This window comes from Sorangiineae bacterium MSr11954 (assembly GCA_037157815.1).
GTDB classification, from domain to species: Bacteria; Myxococcota_A; Polyangia; order Polyangiales; family Polyangiaceae; genus Pendulispora; species Pendulispora albinea.
In genome coordinates this window covers 10,891,595-10,907,048 of sequence record CP089984.1, presented here as the reverse complement: position 1 = coordinate 10,907,048, position 15,454 = coordinate 10,891,595, and the positions used below count along the sequence as shown (strand labels likewise).

Here is a 15,454-nt window from a genome sequence, read left to right as displayed (position 1 = left end):
GGAGTGATCATGACGATCGCGGAAAACTGGGTAGCGCAGGGCAAAGCCGAGACATTGCTCGAGGTGCTCGAGGCCCGTGGTCTGCGTGTGACGAGCGAACAGCGCGCGCGGATCCTCGCGTGCACGGACCCGACGCAGCTCTCACGCTGGGCCAAAACGGTCGTTACGGCGACGTCCGCCGATGCGCTCTTCGCGCCCTAGCGCAAACGAGACACGGCGTCCCCGCGACTAGGTCTCGTGCGCCTCGGTGCGGGGGATGCGCGCGGAGAACGTGGTGGTGTCCGCCGTGGAGCGCACGTCGATGGTGCCGCCGTGGGCGCGCACGATTTGGTCGACGATGTAGAGCGCCAGACCGAGCCCGCGCAGCGGCTTTTGGGCGTTGCCGCCCTCGGTGGCGCGCAGGAATGGATCGAAGATGTACGGCAGGATGTCGTCGGGGATGGCCGGCGCCGCGTAGGAGACGTCGAGGCGGACGTCGTCGGCTTCGCCGGCCACGATGACCTGGATGGACGACTCCTTGGGCGCGGATTGGTGCGCGTGGAGCACCAGGTTCGTCAGCACCTGGACCATGCGGTCCGAGTCCCAATGCCCTTTGGCGTCGCCGTGGGTCTCGAGCGAGATGGTTCGATCGGGGTAGAGCACGCAGAGCTCTTCGACCGTCTGTGCAGTGACCTCGTGCAGGTTGATGAGCGCCCGCGTGATGGGAATGCCGCCGCCGAGCCGCCCCTCCGTGAAGTCCAGGATCTCGGCGATCATGCGCGCCATGCGCTCGGCGCTGTTCAAGATGCGCCGCGCGATCTTCTGCTGCGCCGCCGTGAGCGACTCCTGCTTCAGCATCATGTGCGCGGACACCGTGATGGTCGACAGCGGGTTTCGCAGATCGTGGCCCACGATGCCGAGCAGGCGCTCGCGCATGGTCTCGGCGCGCTTGTGCACGTTGAGGGCAGCGCCAAGGTCCCAGCGGGCCAGCACCTGCTCGGTCACCTCGATGCCGACGGTGAGCAGACCCGTGGTCGCGCCGCTCTCGTCGCGGAGAGGCTCGATGGCGAATTTGAAGATCGCCTCGCGCTTCTTTCCACCGCGGATGAGCGGAATGGAAAACTCCTCCGCCGAGAACGGCTCGCCCGTGCGGTACACGTGATCGAGCGCCTCGAGGATGGGGGTCCCCACCAGCTCGGGATAAACCTCGCGAAACGCTTTCCCGATGACATTCGTCCGGCCCATCACGTCGTCGTGGAGTCGGTTGGCGAACTCGTAGACGTGGTCCGGGCCCGTGAACATCGCCACGGGCACCGGCATTTGCTTGAGAATGTCCTCGGGAGGTTTCACACGGAGCTCGAGCTCGACTGCGGCAGCCTCGAATCCCGAAGCGACGGCGGGGTGTCCTTCTGCTGCTGAACCAGCGGAAGGAACTCCTTGCGGAACTCCTCGGGCGACAGGTTGCACGTGCCCGCCAGCCGCTTGATCTCGCTCTCGTCTTGGAAATCTTCTGCCTTCAACCGAAGCATGTAACTCCGCGCGATCTTGTAGCGATCCGATTCGATGTCCACCATCCGCACTCGCATGCGCCCCGTCTCCGGGTTCATGATCTGCGAAAACGGAATGGGACGGAAGCGCCCATCCTGAATCGATACCAGGGCTGAGCTGCCGCCTTCGGTGATGTAGCGCGCCGCGCAATAGCCGAGATCGCGCGTGTACTCCATGTCGAAGGGGATCGGGTCGGCACACCGGACCTCGTAGCCGATGTCCTTCGCCTGCACGGTGAGCTTGATCCCGAGCTCGCTGAGCCGCTCTTGCACGGCGCGCTTGACGATGTCGCCGAAGTTGACCTCGGCGATGCGGATGTGCCCGTGCGCGTCCCGCTCCACCCCTGAGAGCCCCGCGAGATCTTCCTCGGAGAGCATCTCGACCAAACCTTCCGCCAGCACCGCGACGCCGTCCTGCCGGCCATACGCGAGGCGCTTGATGATCGCCCCCGCCAACGTATCGACGATCGTGCGAAGGCGAAGCCCGGGCGCGAACTCCTCCGGGATGAGCGTGAGCGTGGCCCCCGCGGCCTTGCCGATGCCGAGCGCCAAATGCCCGGCCTTTCGCCCCATGGCCACGATGAAATACCAGCGCGACGTCGTCTTGGCGTCGACCATCAGGTTCTTCACGATCTCCACGCCGATGTGGCGCGCCGTCTGAAAGCCGAATGTCACGATGTCGGGCGGCAGATCGAGATCGTTGTCGATCGTCTTGGGGACGTGGAGCACCGACAGGCTTCCGTTCGACGCCTCCGCGAGCTTGTGCGCGCTGAAGGCGGTGTCGTCGCCGCCGATGGTGATCAGCTTGGTGATGCGATGGTGATGCAGCGATTCGAGCGCGCGCGCGAGGTGCTTCGGATCCTTCGTGGGGTTCGCGCGCGAGATGCCGATGTGCGAGCCCCCGCGGAAGTGAATGCGGCTCGTCTCCGTAATGGTGAGGGGATGCACGTGGGACGTGTTCCCCTCGATGAGCCACTTGAAGCCATCGTAGATGCCCAGCACCTCGTAACCGGAGAGGCAGGCACGAATGGTTGCTGCACCGATGACGCTGTTGATACCGGGAGCAGGGCCCCCGCCGACCAGAATGCCGAGACGCCGTTCAAGCATGAGGCGATGGTAGCTCAGTTGCGGTGCGTCATTTCCACTTCGTGGGGACATTGCCACACCTCGGCTCGCTACATCGTGACCGCAGAATCTGCGATCCTGCTTGCTAAAGCGGATGGCTTGTGGCCTGCCCCCGATTGAAGGTCGGAGTGCACATTCGTGCACTTACGCTAATTGGAATTGGGATTCGACTCCGGCTCGACGAACGGCGGAATCGGCGCAGGAGTTTGCCCTTCAGGTGCAGGCGCATTCGTCGTGGTGGGGGACGGCGCAGGCGCCGACGGCTCGCTCGAGCTGGCCGGAGCGCTCGGATCCGAAGATGCGGCCGAACGCGGCTTGGAGGGCCGCGGCCGCGAACGTGAAGGACGGCTATGCGTTGCCGCAGGCGGCGCGCTGCTCGCAGCCGCCGCGGGCGGAGTGTCATCGTGGGCGGGGGCGCTCAGGCTCCCCGCATCGACCGGCGTCGCGATCGCTGCATCCGGCTCCCCGATCCCCGACGCGCCCGTCGTCATCGTGGCCCCTGCGTCGGCGACCATCTCGTGCGCCACCCCCGCATCCACCGCGGCCACCGCATTCGGATCGCTCGCTTGCGCGCTGGTGTGCCCGAACCACCCGGCCCGATAGCCCAAGAACGCCACGCACACGAGTACCGCTGCCAGGAGCCCCGACAGCAAAAACCCGCTTCGCCGCGGCGCGGCCTCCGGACCCTCGGCCAGCATCGACCGCGCGCCCGCCGTGAGCGGCGTCTCCGTCGTGAGCAGCCGCGTCTCACCCGACGGCGTGGGGTTCGAACCACCCGCCAACGGCCCCGCGGCCCGCGGACGCCGTTCTCCGAGCGCGTCATAGCGCGAGAGCGAGAGGGCGCCGCTGAAGTTGAGCGACGGCGGCCCCTCGAGCGAATTGGTTTGCCCCGCTTCCTCCGCCGATGGAATGGAAGGCGAGCGCCCCGCTGGCGCCGGCGGCGCATCCACGATGGACGCAAACGGCCGCACCGCCGTCATCGACGAAGGCGCCTCGCCCGATGGCGGCGCACCCGCCTGCGCGCCCGGCTCCGGGTTGGCGCTCGGCACGGCCACCGCCACCGCCGGAGCCGGCGCCTCCGAAATGGCCACCGCCGCTTTCGTCGCCGACGGGGACGGAGGCGACGGCACCTCGGGCAGAACGTACCCGCCGAGCCCCGAGATCGTCCCCGTGGAGACCTTGGGCTCACCCACCCGCGCGATCGCGGGCACCGGCGCCTCGACCTTGGGCTTCTCCACCGCGGCGCCTTCGCCCGCGCCATGCGCTTGCTCGAGCAAGAGCGCCAGCCGGAGCGCCTGCTGCATGGTGCGCGCGTTCGGCCAGCGCGCGCTCATATCGAAGGCCACCGCGCGATCGACCAGCTTGCACACCTCGAGCGAGACATGCGGCGCCACCGAGCCAATCGGCGGCAGCGGCTCGGTCATCGCGAGCAGGAGCTCCTCGTTGGCCGTCTCCGCCCGGCGCGGCCTCTGACCCGACAAGAGCGCCCAGAGGGTCGCACCCACGGCCCAGAGATCCGTGCGCACATCGACCTCCCCCCAGCGACCGCGCGCCTGCTCCGGCGGCATGAAGGCGGGGGTTCCCAGCGGCATCCCCATTTGCGTGGAGCCGCTCAAATGGTGCGCTTCGCCCAGGCGCGCGATGCCGAAGTCGAGGACTTTGACCTCGTTCTTCTTGGTGACGAAAATGTTCGCCGGCTTCAGATCGCGATGGATGATGCCCTTGTCGTGGGCCGCGTTCACGATGTCGAGCAGGTCCTCCACGATCTTCAGCGCATCGCCCACCGGAAACGCCGACTGTTTTCGCAGCCGCCGCTCGAGCGTGTAGCCCTCGAGCAGCTCCATGACCAAGAACGCCGTTCCGTCCTCGGTGTGATCGTCGTCCAAAATGGAGACGGCCCCCGAGTGCTCGATCTTGTTGGCGACGTACCCCTCGCGGAGGAACCGCGCCACGAAATCCGTCTGAACCGACAGCTCCGGATGAAGCAACTTGATGGCGCCGCGCTTCCCGTTCCGATGCGTTGCAGCATAGACGGCCGCGCTTCCTCCGACGCCGAGCAACGAGTCCAACCGCCATTTGTCGCGCAGCACGCTTCCGATGCGTGCCTTGGAGCGCTCTACGAGCTCGGGTGCAGCCATCCTAGCTCCCATGCGTACCACGAAACGCGCCCGATTTCCCATGATGGGGTCGGGCTCGCTAGATGTAGGAACGAAACGTTCGGACTGCGGATTGGCATCTTACGTACGAGCGAGCCAAAGCATCGGGCCGTAGCAGTAGCGTCCGCTTGACCTGTCCGTTTGGACTGGAAAGCTATGATTCTGCTCGCAACTTCCCCTTGTGTGGGGCATCTAAAAGTGCATGCGAGGCGATACCGGGTTTGTGATTCACCGGGGGGTTATCGCGCGATCGATGATTTGGGTGCGTCTGATCCAGCTCATCAATCTCGCTTTTTTCTGCGTCTACACGTTGCTCTTCATACGATTCGGTCTCGAATACATTCGTGCGAACGAGCAAGTCGGTTTCGTGCGCTTCATCAAGCAGTACACGGAACCTCTGTATCGGCCCTTCCGAGGTCTACTCCCCGTGATGTCCGATCCGGGTGGACACCCACTCGTTGTTTCGATCCTGGCCGCGATGGCCGCGGTCGCCATCGTCCACTTGATCCTCCGTTCGCTCCTACGGGCCATATCCCGACCGGCGCTGATCGAGGATTGAGATCCCTCCAAGGTGGACGCGTCGAGGTCCTCCTCGCGCGTCCTTTACGGGCCCTCCGCGCCGCACGCGAGAGGTGCGCGCTTCGTGCGCGCGACCTTGCTGCAAGCAGCCTTTGCTTGTAGGAAATGTTTGTGGCGAAACGGCTGACCTGGTCGGGTAAAATCGTTCGAGCTTTGACCCTGGCCTCGTCGCTGGCGGGCCTCGTCATGCTCTTCTCGTGCTCCGACGACGACAAAAAGTCGGGGCCGATCACGTGCAACAACCCGAGCGGCGGCGTCGTATCGGGCCAGGCCGACAACCACTGCGGGGGCAGCAAAACGCCGATCATGGAATCGGCCTGCAGCCTCAAGCCCGATGGCGGCGCGACCATCCAATCCGTCCTTCTGCACCACGGCGATGCATCCGCGGGGGACGGCGGCGCCGATCCCGGCTACGGGCCCACCTTGACGGGCAACGAGTCCGACGACGACGATTGCAAGTACCACGTCAAGTGGGAGGCGGAGAACCCGTCCACGGTCTGCGTCAACGGCGACATCTTCTTCAGAGTCACCCTGACCACCACCGCCGACGGCGCGCCCGTACGCAACAACGTCCCCATTCGCGTCGAAGCGGTGCTCGACCACAAATTCCCGGCCCCGCCCACCGATCAAAGGTCGCTCGAAATCGCGGGCTCCCCCGGCGTCTACAGCGTGGGCCCCATTCGCCTCGATCGCCCGGGCCAGTGGATGGTTCGCTTCCACGTCCGCGAAGAATGCGGCGACGCCGAGAGCTCCCCGCACGGCCACGCTGCTTATTTCGTCGCCGTGCCCTAAGTCGTCATCGTGCACCTTCACCACCCCGAATCCCCCCGCCGCCGGGCGCTCCCCGCGTGGGCCGTCGTCCTCTCCGCGTTGACCGCTGCTTCCTTCGCCGCCCTCACCGCCTGCGGCAGCGACTCCTCGACCGATCCCGGCCCGAGCTGCCCCGCCAACCTTCCAGAGGCCTGCCCCTCACCCCCGCCCAGCTACGAAGCCGACATCAAGCCGCTGATGGCCGAGCGCTGCACCCCCTGCCACGCCCCCAACGGCACCGGCGTCGGACGCGCAGGCCGCGACTTCACCCGCTACGACGCCCTCTCCGCGCACCGCACCTCCGTCCTGAGCCAAGTCTACTCGTGCAACATGCCTCCCCGCGAAGCGACTGCGCTCACCCCGTCGCAACGCTCGACGCTCCTCGCGTGGCTCGTCTGCAACGCGCCGAACAACTGATCGGCGCGCGCTTCAGGGCATTTTTACGAGGTCGTCCGCGTTGCGGGGGAGGAGCTTCGTGTTGGCGAACGAAAAGTAGAGGATGCCGCGGAGCTCTTGGTAGCTCGTGCCCTTGGGGGGAACGGCGCCGCCGAAGGTCGTGAAGATGTGATCGTCGATGCGCAGATTGCCCGTCACGACGAATTCGTTCGACTCGATGCGCTTGTCGGGATTGTCGTCGGTGATGGTGAGCGGTCCGCGAATCCGAAGGAGCATCGACTCGTGGGTCTCGGCTTTGCTCGCGCCGGTGACGATCTCGGATGTCCGCACCTCGATGGGGGCGAAGCGGGGGATGCTCGTCGCGTCGTCAATCGCCACGCGTGACGCTCGGATCTGGCTCACGCCAAAGGACTCCAGGTAGAAGCCCTCCACCGTGAGCTCGTTGCCGACGGCGACGCCGTATGTCTTCGAGCCGGCGAGCACGTAGATTCCATCGTACGCCTCGGTGCCGGTCTGCACGTAGAAGCCGCGTGCGTCGCCCGTGTTCTTGTAAGGGCGAAGCGCCGTGACGTACGCGTTCCGGATGCGAACCACGCCGTGGGGCTTCGGATGCTCCGGCGCGTTTGCATCGCGGATCTGCGCCACGGTGACCGCGCACGGGGCGGCCCCGGGGTTCGCCATTTTGCATGCATCGCAAATGTCGCCCCAGCCATCGCCGTCCGTGTCTCTCTGATCGGGGTTCGCATCGCCAGGGCAATTGTCCTTGCCATTGGAAATGCCGTCGCCGTCCGTGTCGTTGGGATCCGCGCGCGCCGAGACGCCGTCGTTTGCGACATCCCGATGCGGGCACGCGTTGAGCGGATCGCCCGGGCAGCGATCGCACGCATCGCCGCGGCCATCGCCGTCGCCGTCGGCTTGCTCGCCGCCGTCCACGGCCCGCGGTGGATTGAAGATGGCCGGGCAATCGTCTCGGTCGTTCGGCACGCCGTCGCCGTCGCGATCGCCCGCCGTGATGCCGCGCGCGTACTCCGGGCGGTACGGCGTGCACGAGGGCTCGTTGGGCGGCGTTTTGTCTTTGCAGACGAAGAGCGGGTACCATTTTTCGCCCTCCGGCTTGATCCCTTTGGGCCCGTCGAGCGTTACGCCGCCGCCGATGTCGGCCGCCACGCACGCCTTCTTTGCGCGCCCGCACACCTCGCCGGCGCCGGCGTCGATCGGTTCGCACGCGCCCCCGCCGATGACCGGATCATCGAGCAACGCCGTATCGCCGTAGAGCACTTTGCCGCCGCGCAGCACCAGCACCACGTCTTCCACCCCCGCGTCGAGGATGGCCCGATGGTCCTTGCTCGTGCGGCCATCGAAGATGGCGATGTCGGCCACGTACCCGGGCTTCAGCGCACCGAGCATGTTCTGCGCGCCCACGGCGAGGGCGGCGTGGAGCGTGACCATCCGCCAGAGATCGGCGTCGGAGAAGTGCGCGGCGAAGTACGAAGCGTTCAGCGCGTCGGCGCATTTCAGCTCGCGCAAAAGGTTCATCGACCCGCTGGCGATCCAATCGGTGCCCAGTGAAATGCGCACCCCCGCCGCGTCGAGCAAGGTGACGGGCGCCGTGTTGCCGTAAAGATCGATGTTCGACCGCGGGGACCAAATGAGCGACGTCTGGCCCATTCGAAGCCCGAGCGCGTCCGACTCCGTGAGGGCGATGCCGTGCACCACCGCCGTGTGGCGGCCCAAGAGGTCGACTTTGTTCCGCTGCGCATCGTCCACCATGCTGCAGACGATCTCGTTGCGCGCCTCCGGCCCGACCCCCTCCGACAGATGCGGAAGGTACCCCTCGAGCGCCGCCACCGTCGCGGATTTCGTCCGCCCCTTGCCGTAGTTGCAGTCCGACGTGCGCAACGTTCCATCGCTGTCGTCGAGCGGAAATGTGTCGGAGTCGGCCGGCAGAATGGGCAGCCCCTCGAGCAGCACCGGATCGGCGCTGTCGAGGTTGCGTACCAACCCGGGCTCTCCCCCGGCCGACGCCACGCTGGTCACGCCGCCCATGAGAAAGCGCAGCTCCGCAAAGCGCACGACCTTTTGGTTCGCGCTGCCGTTCGTTTCGAGCCGCGTGTGCCCGCGCAAACCCCTGCGCCAATCGTTGCGGTGCTCGAACCGCTCCGTCCCATGCCCCACCGGCGCGTTGTTCGCGTACGTGATGTGATCGTGCGGATTGATCAGCCCTGGCGAGATCACCCCGTCGGCGCACGTCACCACCGAGGCGGCCGCATATCCTGGCGCGCCCGAGCAATCGCACCCACCGCACACCACGATCCCATCGTCGCCGATCAGCACCTCTCCGCGATGGAGCGTCTCGTCCGGCAGGAGCACCGTCCCTCGAAACAGGCGCCCCGCGCTTCCCCGCTGGGTCACCGCGCAAATCCCCGACGCAGGCCGCTCGAGCGGCGCCCGCCCACACTCCGTCACCGGCGCCGCGCGGTTTGGCCCCAGCTCCGAATCGGCGCGCGGCGCCGTTCGATCCTCGCCCGCATCCTCCACGAAACGCGGACGAACCGGCCCATCCACCGTTTGATCCGTGCACGCCACGGGCAGGGCGAGCCCGACCACCGCCCCGCTCGTGTACAGCAGAACATCGCACAAGCGCATGATCCCCCGCCCCCGCGCCGCCGCCGACGAACGACCGCGGCGTCCCCACGCTAGCCCCCTCGAGCCGGGTACGCCACCGCAGCCGGCCAGCCGCGGGTACGGCTACGCCAGCCGCTGCTCAGCCGGGCCGGCGTTTACGCTACGTGGGGAGAAAACCGAACGGTGCCTCGATCCGCCCAAATCAATTCATGAAGACCGCATCCAGCGGATCCGCCGCCCCCGCCTCGGGCGCCGCCGTCGCCGACGATTTCGTCAGCCCCGTCTTGCTGGCCAGCGCATCGAGCACCGCGATGAGAATGGGCGGCTTCGTATGGTGCACGATCTTCTCCCACCCAAGCGCCAGCACCAACCCTTTGGGCGAGCCATCGCCGCCTTGGTGCACCGTTCGAAGCCACTCGGTGAGATCGGCCTTCGAGAGCCCCTCGCTCAGCACCTCGATGCCGCCCTTGGACTCGGCGCCCGCTTCGAGGGTGGTGAGGAACCAGTGCGCGTCGAAGAGCCCGAGCTCGTAGCCCGTCGAAAGCGCCTTTAAAATGGCGCGCTCCGAGAGGTTTCCGCCGCGCCAGAAGGACCACCAGTCCGAGAGCGGCACCCAGCGAATCAGCACGTCGGCGGCGATGCCCGTCTCGAAGGTCAGCGCGTCGATGTCGCCCGAGACCAGCGCGTCGTGCACGGCTTCTTTCACCTTGGCGTCGTCGTCGCGGACGGCGGTCTTCTGGCCGCGGATTTTCCAGGCGGAGAGGATGGGGCCGCGCACCTCCCGGGGGAGATGGCGGAAGACGATATCGGTCGCCTCGTTGGCGTCGTAGGCGAAGAAATGGCTCACGAATTCGCGCTCGGCGCGAACGCGCCCATCGGGGCTACGGCGAAATTCTTCGAGGGTCAGACAAAAACGGGCGAGGGGTGCGTTGGGATCGGTTGTCGTCACAGGGACCAGTCTCGCGAATCGAGACGAGCAATGCACCATGACCTTGCTTTGTGGCGGAAAATCGCTCACGAAGAGTCCCACATGTCGGCTGTCCCCTTCGAAGCACTCGTCCGCCGTCGCCTTGCCGACGAGGTCGGACGGTTCACGAAGGAGGCGCCCACCACCGTCGCACTCCTCTATCCATCGCCTTACGGCGCTGGGATGAGCTCGCTCGGATTTCAGCGCGTTTATCGCGCCATTTTTGACATGCCCGGCTTTGCCTGCGAGCGCATCTTCCTCGACGACGAAGCCGAGCAGGACCTCGCCCAGCAAACCCGTCCGCATAGCTACGAGAGCTTGCGTCCGTTGGACGAGTTCCCCATCGTGGCCGTCAGCGTCGCCTACGAGCTCGAAATCGCCGGTCTGGTGCGGATGCTCGACGCGGCCAACATCCCCGCGCGCCGCACCCAGCGCGACGAGCGCCACCCGTTCATCCTCGCGGGCGGGCCGCTCACGTTCTCGAATCCATTGCCGCTGGCGGGCATCGTGGACGCCATCATCGTGGGCGAGAGCGAAGAGCTGGTCGAGCCGGTGCTCCGCATCATCGAGAGCGAGTCCGGCGATCGCGCGCGCCTCTTGGCGCGCTTGGCGGAGGTTCCGCACGTCTTCGTCCCCGAGCATCACGGCGCCACGTTGCCCATCGTGGCCAAGGTCGACAATGCGCTCTTGCCCGCGTGGTCGCCCATTCGCACGCCGCACGCGGTGCTCTCGAACATGTTCCTCATCGAGACGGAGCGGGGCTGCTCGCGCACGTGCACGTATTGCGTGATGCGCCGCTCGACGAACGGCGGCATGCGCCTCGTCTCCATGGATCAAATCCTCGCGACCATCCCCGAGGATGCCACGCGCGTGGGGCTCGTGGGCGCGGCGGTGAGCGATCATCCGCGCATCACGAACATCGTGAATGCGCTCGCGGATCGCGGCGCGGAGGTGGGGCTCTCCTCGCTGCGGCCGGATCGGTTGAACGACGATTTCGTGGCGGCGCTCAAGCGCGGCGGCTACAAAACGCTGACCACCGCCATGGATGGTCCGAGCGATCGCATGCGCGAATCGCTGGAGCGGCGCGCGCGCGTCAAGCACTTGATCCGGGCCGCGGAGCTGGCGAAGGCCCATAAAATGGACCGCCTCAAGTTGTACTTGATGGTCGGGCTCCCCGGCGAAACCGACGCCGATATCGACGAGTGCATCGCCTTTTCGACGGAGCTCTCGCGCATCGTGCCGCTCTCGCTCGGGATCGCGCCGTTCTGCGCAAAGCGCAATACACCGCTGGATGGAAAACCCTTCGCAGGGATCAAGGTGGTTCAGGATCGACTCGAGCGCCTTCGACGCGGTTTGCGAGGCCGCGTGGACGTGCGCTCTACCAGCGCCAAATGGGCGTGGGTCGAATATGTGCTTGCCCAGGGGAGCGAGGCGGAAGGTCTCGCCGTCGTCGACGCCGTCCGTGAAGGCGGACGATTCGCCGATTACAAGAGAGCCTTCGCTTCGCTGCCCGTCGCCACGATGGCCAAGCCGCGTCGTAGCTTGGCCATCGCTCAGATTTGAAATCGGCCCCGAGAAAGGGCCGTTTGCTTCGAGACCCGCGAAGGGTCGCTTTGCTTCGAGGCCCGTGAAGGGCCGTTTTGCTTCGAGGCCCGCGAAGGGCCGTTTTGCTTCGAGGCCCGCGAAGGGCCGTTTTGCTTCGAGACCCGCGAAGGGTCGCTTTGCTTCGAGGCCCGTGAAGGGCCGTTTTTGCTTCGAGGCCCGCGAAGGGCCGTTTTGCTTCGAGACCCGCGAAGGGTCGTTTTGCTTCGAGGCCCCGCGAAGGGCCGTTTTGTTTCGTATTGGTAGTTGGCTAAGGGCCCCGCGAAGGGCCGCTTGGTTGAAGTGCGCTACTGTACGGCGGCGCTGGACTGCACGAGTTGATCGTTCGAGCTACCCAATCCTCCGGCGAGCTCACTCGAGTGAGCGTCGAACCAGCATGCTGCACCAAGAAGAAACAAAAACCCGACCAGAGCTGGAAATGCGCTTCGCATGAACCGCGGTCTCTCTCTCCCCTCCACTGAATGACACCGCCGACCCTTGCATGTGGGATGCCGTTCAAACCCCGTTGCGGATCCAAGGTAGTTTTAGATGGGACGAGCGCAGCCGTTCGCTTTCTAGCGTGGCGCTTTAGCGAGTGATCCGCGGGCGCGCCACACGTGTGGGTGCCATTTGCTGCCTGCTGGCAGCAATCGTGACCACCCCGACGCCATGGGGTTGGGGAAGACGCGGATCGTGGACTATAAGGCACATATGCCGGAATCGACCAAAGGGGGATTTGCAGGGATCGCCAACCTGTCGTACGTCGGCTTCGTCCTTGCGGCCGGAGTGCTCGTCTACAGCTTCGTTTCCGTGGCAAAAGAAGGCGAAACACGGCGCCGCTGCGCGCCCATGTGCCTGTTGCACCCAGAGTATGCGGCCACCAACCGCACCGCACCGGACTTTGCGCTCAAGGACATGAACGGGGACACCGTCAACTTGTCCTCGTACCGGGGCAAGGTCGTGGTGCTGAACTTCTGGACCAAAACCTGCGGACCGTGCCTCGAGGAGCTGCCGAGCCTGGCGGATCTCTCGCGCATCCTCCGCGACCGCCCCGACGTCACCGTACTAACGGTGTCCGTCGATCAGGGCCCTGCCGACGTGCAAGACACGCTACGCGCCGTGTTGCGCGAGGCGCCGCCCTTCCCCGTCCTGTTCGACCCCGAGAACGACATCGTTGCCGGCAAGTACGGAACGCACCTTTTCCCGGAAACGTGGATTATCGACGCACGCGGCGTCATTCGCGCACGCTTCGATGGCAAACGAAACTGGTCTAGCTCAGCCGTTGTGGAGCTGGTCGATCAGCTGCGGGTAGGCGGTTATTGCCCCATGGAAATCCAAGACGGCCGGCCCCACGGGGACGGCGCGAAGGTGTGCGACGACGTCGGTGGTAGCTGATGCCCCGGCTTCTCCTCGTTTCGAACCGCTTGCCGGTCACCGTCAAGGCCGATGCACGCGAGAGCATGGTCATACCGAGCTCGGGAGGTCTCGCCACCGGGCTGCGCGGGCCGCACCAGCGTTCCGACGGACTTTGGATCGGCTGGCCCGGCGATACGTCGAAGCTCAAACCCGCGCAGCTCGCGCAGGTGAATCAAGAGCTGGCCGATCTGAAAACGGTGCCGGTGCAGCTGACCGCCAGTGAAGTCTCCCGTTTTTACGAGGGCTTCTCCAACGGCGTGCTCTGGCCGCTCTTTCACTACCTGCTCCAGCGCGTCCCCATCGACGTGCACGACTGGGACGCGTACCGCCGCGTGAATTACCGCTTTGCGGACGCGGTGATTGCCCAATACCGCGAAGGCGATCTCATTTGGGTGCACGACTACCAGCTGACCCTGGTGCCCGGAATCCTGCGGAAAGCGTTGCCACGCGCCAAAATTGGATTCTTTCTGCACATCCCATTTCCGGCCACCGACGTGTTTCGCATCCTGCCGTGGCGCGAGGAGATCCTCGACGGCATGCTGGGCGCCGACCTCGTCGGCTTTCACACGTACGGGTACCTTCGCCATTTCGCCAAATCGATCGTGCGCAGCCTCGATGCGAGCTTCTCCATCGACCGCATCCCGTACCAAGGCCGCACCGTCCGGCTAGGCGTTTTCCCGATGGGGATCGACGTGGCTTCGTTCGAGAAGCTCGCCACCGACGACGACGTGCTCGCTCAAGTCCGCTCGATCCGCGAAGAGGCCAAGGGGCAGCAGCTTTTCCTCGGCGTCGACCGGCTCGATTACACGAAGGGGATCCAGTACCGCCTCTTCGCGATGGAGCGTTTGCTCGAACGCGAGCCCAAGCTTCGAGGCCGCGTAAGGTTGATCCAAGTCGCCGTTCCTTCGCGCGAACGGGTGGATGCGTACGCGTCCTTTCGCCGCCAAGTGGACGAGACGGTGGGCCGCATCAACGGCACGTACGGCTCCGTAGGCCAGGCGCCGATTCATTACCTTTATCGATCGTTTTCGCAACGCCAGATCACGGCGCTGTATCGCGCGGCCGACGTGATGATGGTGACCCCGCTGCGCGACGGGATGAACCTCGTCGCCAAAGAGTTCGTCGCATCGCGAACCGACGGCGACGGTGTCCTCGTGCTCAGCGAGTTCGCCGGCGCGCACTCGGAGCTTGGCGAGGCCATCACCGTCAACCCGTACGACATCGAGGGCATGGCCGCGAGCTTCAAGCGCGCGCTGCGGATGCCCGAGGAAGAGCGGCGCTCGCGCATGCGGACCCTTCGCGAGCGCATCCAACGTCACGACGTCCACCGCTGGGCCGACTCCTTCATCGCCACCATGGAACACCTCCCCCAGGCCGAGCCAATCGGCGACACCCCCTCCACGCACGTCGAAATCGAGGACCTGCTCGAGCGCCTCCGCGAGGCCCCTTCGCTGGCGCTCTTTCTGGACTACGACGGCACGTTGGCGCCGCTCGAGCTGCTGCCCGAAATGGCGGTGCCCACCAAGGAGGTCAAGGCGCTGCTGGCCTCGCTCACCCACCGAAGCCGCCCGACCCACGTGAGCGTGGTGAGCGGCCGCACGCGCGAGTCGCTCGACGAGTGGCTCGGTGATCTGCCGATCGCGCTCTACGCCGAGCATGGAGCGTGGGGGCGCGATCACGGTCAATCGTGGAGCCCCATGCGCGAGCTTCAAAGCGAGTGGAAGGCGGCGCTGCGGCCGATCCTGAACGACTTCACCGATCGAACCCCCGGCTCGCGCACGGAGGAGAAGTGGTCCTCGATCGCCTGGCATTACCGGATGGCCGACGCTGAGTTCGGCCCCGTGCAAGCCCGCGAGCTGGCCACGTACCTGACGGACATTTTGTCCAACGCGCCGGTGGAAGTGATCCATGGCCACAAGGTCGTGGAAATCCGCCAACAAGGGATCCACAAGGGCATCATCGTCGACCGGGTCCTCGAGCGCATTCAGCCTGCGCTGGTCCTCGCCATCGGTGACGATCGCACCGACGAGGACATGTTCCGCGCGCTGCCGCCCAACGGCATCGCCATCCACGTCGGCCAAGGCCGCAGCGCCGCCCAATACCGCCTGGCGGATCCCTCCGCCGTGTCGGTCCTTCTCCGCGCCTTGATCTGACGCTCCGCGCACGGTTCGCATCCCGCGCACGGTTCGCATCCGCCGTGCGCGGATCGCATGCCGTGCGCGGATCGCATGCCGTGCGCGGATCGCATGCCGTGCGCGGATCGCATGCCGTGC

Annotated in this window: 12 protein-coding genes; 7 read left to right on the top strand and 5 right to left on the bottom strand. The window is 66.0% G+C overall.

What is annotated here, in order from left to right; translation table 11 throughout:
- Positions 1 to 9 precede the first annotated feature (9 nt).
- The gene (locus LZC94_42720; GenBank protein ID WXB14527.1) at positions 10 to 201 is read left to right on the top strand and encodes a hypothetical protein; all 192 of its coding nucleotides are present in this window, start codon (positions 10 to 12) and stop codon (positions 199 to 201) included.
- Positions 202 to 228: 27 nt separating this feature from the next.
- On the opposite strand, the gene LZC94_42715 is transcribed toward LZC94_42720, so the two are convergent.
- The 3 genes from LZC94_42715 to LZC94_42705 all read right to left on the bottom strand — a co-directional run bounded on the left by LZC94_42715 (position 229) and on the right by LZC94_42705 (position 4,789).
- Positions 229 to 1,329, bottom strand: coding sequence for a PAS domain-containing sensor histidine kinase (locus LZC94_42715; protein ID WXB14526.1), 1,101 nt, complete (start codon positions 1,327 to 1,329; stop codon positions 229 to 231).
- Entirely contained in the window at positions 1,326 to 2,633 is a 1,308-nt protein-coding gene (locus LZC94_42710; GenBank protein ID WXB14525.1) for a 6-phosphofructokinase, read from the bottom strand. The genes LZC94_42715 and LZC94_42710 overlap by 4 nt, the downstream gene beginning before the upstream one ends.
- 167 nt (positions 2,634 to 2,800) lie before the next feature.
- Entirely contained in the window at positions 2,801 to 4,789 is a 1,989-nt protein-coding gene (locus tag LZC94_42705) for a protein kinase (protein WXB14524.1), read from the bottom strand.
- A 271-nt stretch (positions 4,790 to 5,060) separates the two neighbouring features.
- On the opposite strand from LZC94_42705, the gene LZC94_42700 reads away from it, so the two are divergent.
- From LZC94_42700 to LZC94_42690, 3 genes are all read left to right on the top strand, one after another.
- Entirely contained in the window at positions 5,061 to 5,366 is a 306-nt protein-coding gene (locus LZC94_42700; GenBank protein WXB14523.1) for a YggT family protein, read from the top strand.
- A 131-nt stretch (positions 5,367 to 5,497) separates the two neighbouring features.
- A complete protein-coding gene (locus LZC94_42695) occupies positions 5,498 to 6,178 on the top strand; it encodes a hypothetical protein (GenBank protein WXB14522.1) in 681 nt (226 codons plus the stop codon).
- A 9-nt stretch (positions 6,179 to 6,187) separates the two neighbouring features.
- Positions 6,188 to 6,613 carry a hypothetical protein gene (locus LZC94_42690; GenBank protein ID WXB14521.1) on the top strand — a complete coding sequence of 142 codons (426 nt, stop codon included), beginning with the start codon at positions 6,188 to 6,190 and terminating at the stop codon, positions 6,611 to 6,613.
- Between the two features lie 12 nt (positions 6,614 to 6,625).
- Here LZC94_42690 and LZC94_42685 read toward each other — a convergent pair whose 3' ends face one another.
- Both LZC94_42685 and LZC94_42680 read right to left on the bottom strand, forming a co-directional pair.
- Positions 6,626 to 9,238: an amidohydrolase family protein gene (locus LZC94_42685; protein ID WXB14520.1), complete on the bottom strand. Its 2,613-nt coding sequence runs from the start codon at positions 9,236 to 9,238 to the stop codon at positions 6,626 to 6,628.
- Between the two features lie 181 nt (positions 9,239 to 9,419).
- Complete coding sequence (locus LZC94_42680; protein ID WXB14519.1) at positions 9,420 to 10,166, bottom strand: hypothetical protein; 747 nt, start codon at positions 10,164 to 10,166, stop codon at positions 9,420 to 9,422.
- A gap of 81 nt (positions 10,167 to 10,247) precedes the next feature.
- On the opposite strand from LZC94_42680, the gene LZC94_42675 reads away from it, so the two are divergent.
- From LZC94_42675 to LZC94_42665, 3 genes are all read left to right on the top strand, one after another.
- Positions 10,248 to 11,747, top strand: a complete 1,500-nt coding sequence (locus LZC94_42675) for a B12-binding domain-containing radical SAM protein (GenBank protein ID WXB14518.1) — start codon at positions 10,248 to 10,250, stop codon at positions 11,745 to 11,747.
- A gap of 648 nt (positions 11,748 to 12,395) precedes the next feature.
- A complete protein-coding gene (locus LZC94_42670; GenBank protein WXB14517.1) occupies positions 12,396 to 13,160 on the top strand; it encodes a TlpA family protein disulfide reductase in 765 nt (254 codons plus the stop codon).
- Complete coding sequence (locus LZC94_42665) at positions 13,160 to 15,334, top strand: bifunctional alpha,alpha-trehalose-phosphate synthase (UDP-forming)/trehalose-phosphatase (protein WXB14516.1); 2,175 nt, start codon at positions 13,160 to 13,162, stop codon at positions 15,332 to 15,334. The genes LZC94_42670 and LZC94_42665 overlap by 1 nt, the downstream gene beginning before the upstream one ends.
- Positions 15,335 to 15,454: the final 120 nt, after the last annotated feature.

What these genes read in the sequence shown, in the direction of transcription:
- LZC94_42665 (WXB14516.1), top strand. Translation starts at nt 13,160, where the DNA reads ATGCCCCGGCTTCTCCTCGTTTCGAACCGCTTGCCGGTCACCGTCAAG.
- LZC94_42720 (WXB14527.1), top strand. Translation starts at nt 10, where the DNA reads ATGACGATCGCGGAAAACTGGGTAGCGCAGGGCAAAGCCGAGACATTG.
- LZC94_42705 (WXB14524.1), bottom strand. Translation starts at nt 4,789, where the DNA reads ATGGCTGCACCCGAGCTCGTAGAGCGCTCCAAGGCACGCATCGGAAGC.
- LZC94_42710 (WXB14525.1), bottom strand. Translation starts at nt 2,633, where the DNA reads ATGCTTGAACGGCGTCTCGGCATTCTGGTCGGCGGGGGCCCTGCTCCC.
- LZC94_42675 (WXB14518.1), top strand. Translation starts at nt 10,248, where the DNA reads ATGTCGGCTGTCCCCTTCGAAGCACTCGTCCGCCGTCGCCTTGCCGAC.
- LZC94_42700 (WXB14523.1), top strand. Translation starts at nt 5,061, where the DNA reads ATGATTTGGGTGCGTCTGATCCAGCTCATCAATCTCGCTTTTTTCTGC.
- LZC94_42685 (WXB14520.1), bottom strand. Translation starts at nt 9,238, where the DNA reads ATGCGCTTGTGCGATGTTCTGCTGTACACGAGCGGGGCGGTGGTCGGG.